Annotated in this window: 3 protein-coding genes; 1 reads left to right on the top strand and 2 read right to left on the bottom strand. The window is 30.2% G+C overall.

From position 1 onward, the window contains the following. Positions 1-288: 288 nt before the first annotated feature. Positions 289-1053, bottom strand: coding sequence for a carbon-nitrogen hydrolase family protein (locus tag JN080_RS28630; protein ID WP_256239330.1), 765 nt, complete (start codon positions 1051-1053; stop codon positions 289-291). A gap of 385 nt (positions 1054-1438) precedes the next feature. Here JN080_RS28630 and JN080_RS28625 point away from each other — a divergent pair, with 385 nt between their 5' ends. Further along, positions 1439-1720, top strand: a complete 282-nt coding sequence (locus tag JN080_RS28625; RefSeq protein ID WP_256239329.1) for a YggT family protein — start codon at positions 1439-1441, stop codon at positions 1718-1720. A gap of 481 nt (positions 1721-2201) precedes the next feature. Here the strand turns inward: JN080_RS28625 and JN080_RS28620 are convergent, their stop codons facing one another. After that, positions 2202-2675 carry a hypothetical protein gene (locus JN080_RS28620; protein WP_256239328.1) on the bottom strand — a complete coding sequence of 158 codons (474 nt, stop codon included), beginning with the start codon at positions 2673-2675 and terminating at the stop codon, positions 2202-2204. Positions 2676-2768: the final 93 nt, after the last annotated feature.

The raw sequence follows: 2768 nt of genomic DNA, 5'->3' as shown, positions 1-2768 counted from the left end.
CCATTTTACATATATCAATCATTAAAATGAGCAAATTCCACCAAAATTATTCCTAAATATTATTCACTTAGTTTTGTCTTTGAAATTCTTTAAAGTGTTTACCCTTATTCATATATCTTTATTCCAAAACAAGCATTCAAAAAAAACAAAAATAAACAATTTTTGAATGAAAATCTGCATAATTTTGGCTTGTTAGATCGTACCTTATGCTATTAAAGCACCCCTTTACTTTAAGTATATTTCTTCACAATCTTTGTAATTTAAGAATAATTACCTTTAAAATAATACCTAAGATATATATTCAACATCAAAGTCAGTAGTAATTAAATCCATTTTTTCAAAATCCCAGTCAAAAGTTAGAATTGCAGATTGCTTGGACTTATGTGAAAGGAGGCGTTTACCATTCTTAATAATCAGACTTTCAGATTCCCAAAAGGTAACTGAATCATCTTCCCCAGTACGATTACAAACAAATAAACATAGTCCAGTATCCATTGTTCTTTGTTCCCACTCACCGTTAGGACCGTATAACCCTGGACCCCAGGCTGATGGTGCAACAAGGACCTCTGCTCCTTTAGCCAATAATGTGTCTGCAATACTTTTATTGTAGGCATCTGCACATATTAAAACACCAATTTTAACATTGCCCATATCTATTGGTTCAATGAAATCGCCAGATGTAGACCAATCATCAATGAAACTTGTGATTTTCCTTTGTTTTCCTATTAGTTTACCATCTCGGTTAATAACAAATACTGAATTAAAAAGCTCTCCATTTTCTGACCTTTCAGGACAACCAAGTAATACGTAAGTATTCAAAGATTTAACTAACGATAAAAATTTGGTCATCCATTCATCGGGTTGTTGCTTAATCCAATTAGTTCCAATCCTTTGAGAAAATTGCAAGCCACTAACGGCTAATTCTGGAGTTATAATCCAGTCTACTTTTTGAACCGCCGCTTGTTTAACAGCTTTTTCAATAAGACTTTGATTTTTTTTTATATTACCTGCGATTGGTAGTAAGTGCAGTAAAGCTACTCTTAATTTACTCAAAATAATCCCTCCCTTAGTTAGATATTAAAATTAAAGTATACTTAAAATAATATCATTTTGTTGTGTTTTTAAGTAAAAACAATTCTGAAAGTCTAATTGAACTAATCTACCCATTTAGTTGAAGTGTAATATTTCACAATCTTTATTCCTGAATAAGATCCCCAAAAATATGGTTAAATTAAAATCAAAACCGTTAATTAAGTGTTCGTTATGAAAATCTTCATATAAAAGTGTAATTTTTTTGAAAAACGTGGAGATGACTAATGAAAATTCTAACAGGATAATTACCTCATATTGAAACCTTTTTAGTCCTTAGTCGTATATATAAACATCCGCGAGATCTGTATGGTTTTTTAAAATATATGAATAGAATGGAAGATTTAAATTGAGCAGTTACATTTTACAATTTGGACAATATGTTTTTGAGGCTTATTATTGGTTAATATTAATTTCTATTTTTGGTTCCTGGCTTCCTCACTTTCAATCAACAAAGTTTGGCATTTGGATTACCAAGCTAGTCGAACCTTATTTAGGCTTCTTTAGGCGGTTTATCCCCTCTCTTGGTCCTATTGATATTTCACCAATTGTAGCTTTATTCATCTACAGATATTTAAAGGATTTTGCTCTAGAAGGTCTTCGCCAATCATTAAATGTCATAAGTGTATAAAATAATGGGAAAATAAAGCCTGTATCTTTGATTACTAAGTAATCGTGGATACAGGCTGTTTTTATTGTGTACTCCTTATTAAACTAAAGCCCCCATATATACAGTATGATTTTTGACCGTAATCATCGTAAATAACGAAACAAAAACAGCCCTTTTCTATCTTTGTTTACTTGTTATCTTCAGTAAGTAATTATAGTTTTCAACGAAAACAACGATAGGACTTTACTTGGAGAGGTGGGTATGATTGCCTGATGAAACAACTTCTTCAGCCTTTCAAGACAAATCGTACCCATAGAGGCTCCAAGTCAAGTCCTTAAACACCATTCTTCGGTTACATATAAACAATGATAAAAGGTGCATCATATCAATGTTTTTTTACTGATACTGTATATATCCGCCACATTAGTTGAATAAGAATTTTTAGTAAAAGTAGTGATTAACAATAATCAATAAACTTTTTACCGTGTATTTTTTATCTAATTTATTGTTTATTAGAATGTTTTTTTTTATTTTCAAAGTAATATTGAAAAACATAAAGTAAAAATGCCTTGTAAAAAAAATAAATGAAAATTTGAAATTTATTTAACCGAACATTTGTAAAATATTTTACTTTGCTTGCTAAACTTCCTATTACCGTAAATGAACCATCTACTAAGGCATTAAGTAATATAAAGAGTTTAAAATTTCCGTATGTCCATTTTAATATCCACATAGACCCTACCCAAAACGGACCAATATTAAAAGGAAATTCGTTAAATAAATAAGAATTTGGTTTATTATAAAAAACCCACCATTTACGTCTTTTCCCAATTAGAACATGTATAAATTCTAAAAATACAATTAGGACTGAAGCCGGAAAGAATCTTTTTATATTATTAAATCCCAAAAAAGGTAATGTAATCCATGCTAGTACGACCATAGCAAGATTTAGAAACCTTTGAATTTTAATTGGCATACTTAAAAACAACTCCTTCCTTATAGTCACTCCCTAATTGCTAAAATATCCAAAAAATGAAACTTCTATGTAGTTGCTCTCCAACAAACCTGC

It is taken from the genome of Bacillus sp. EB600 (genome assembly GCF_024494385.1).
Taxonomy (GTDB): domain Bacteria; phylum Bacillota; class Bacilli; order Bacillales; family Cytobacillaceae; genus JAEVLT01.
Note: the sequence above shows the minus strand (reverse complement) of the source record. Positions and strands in the feature narration are given on the sequence as shown.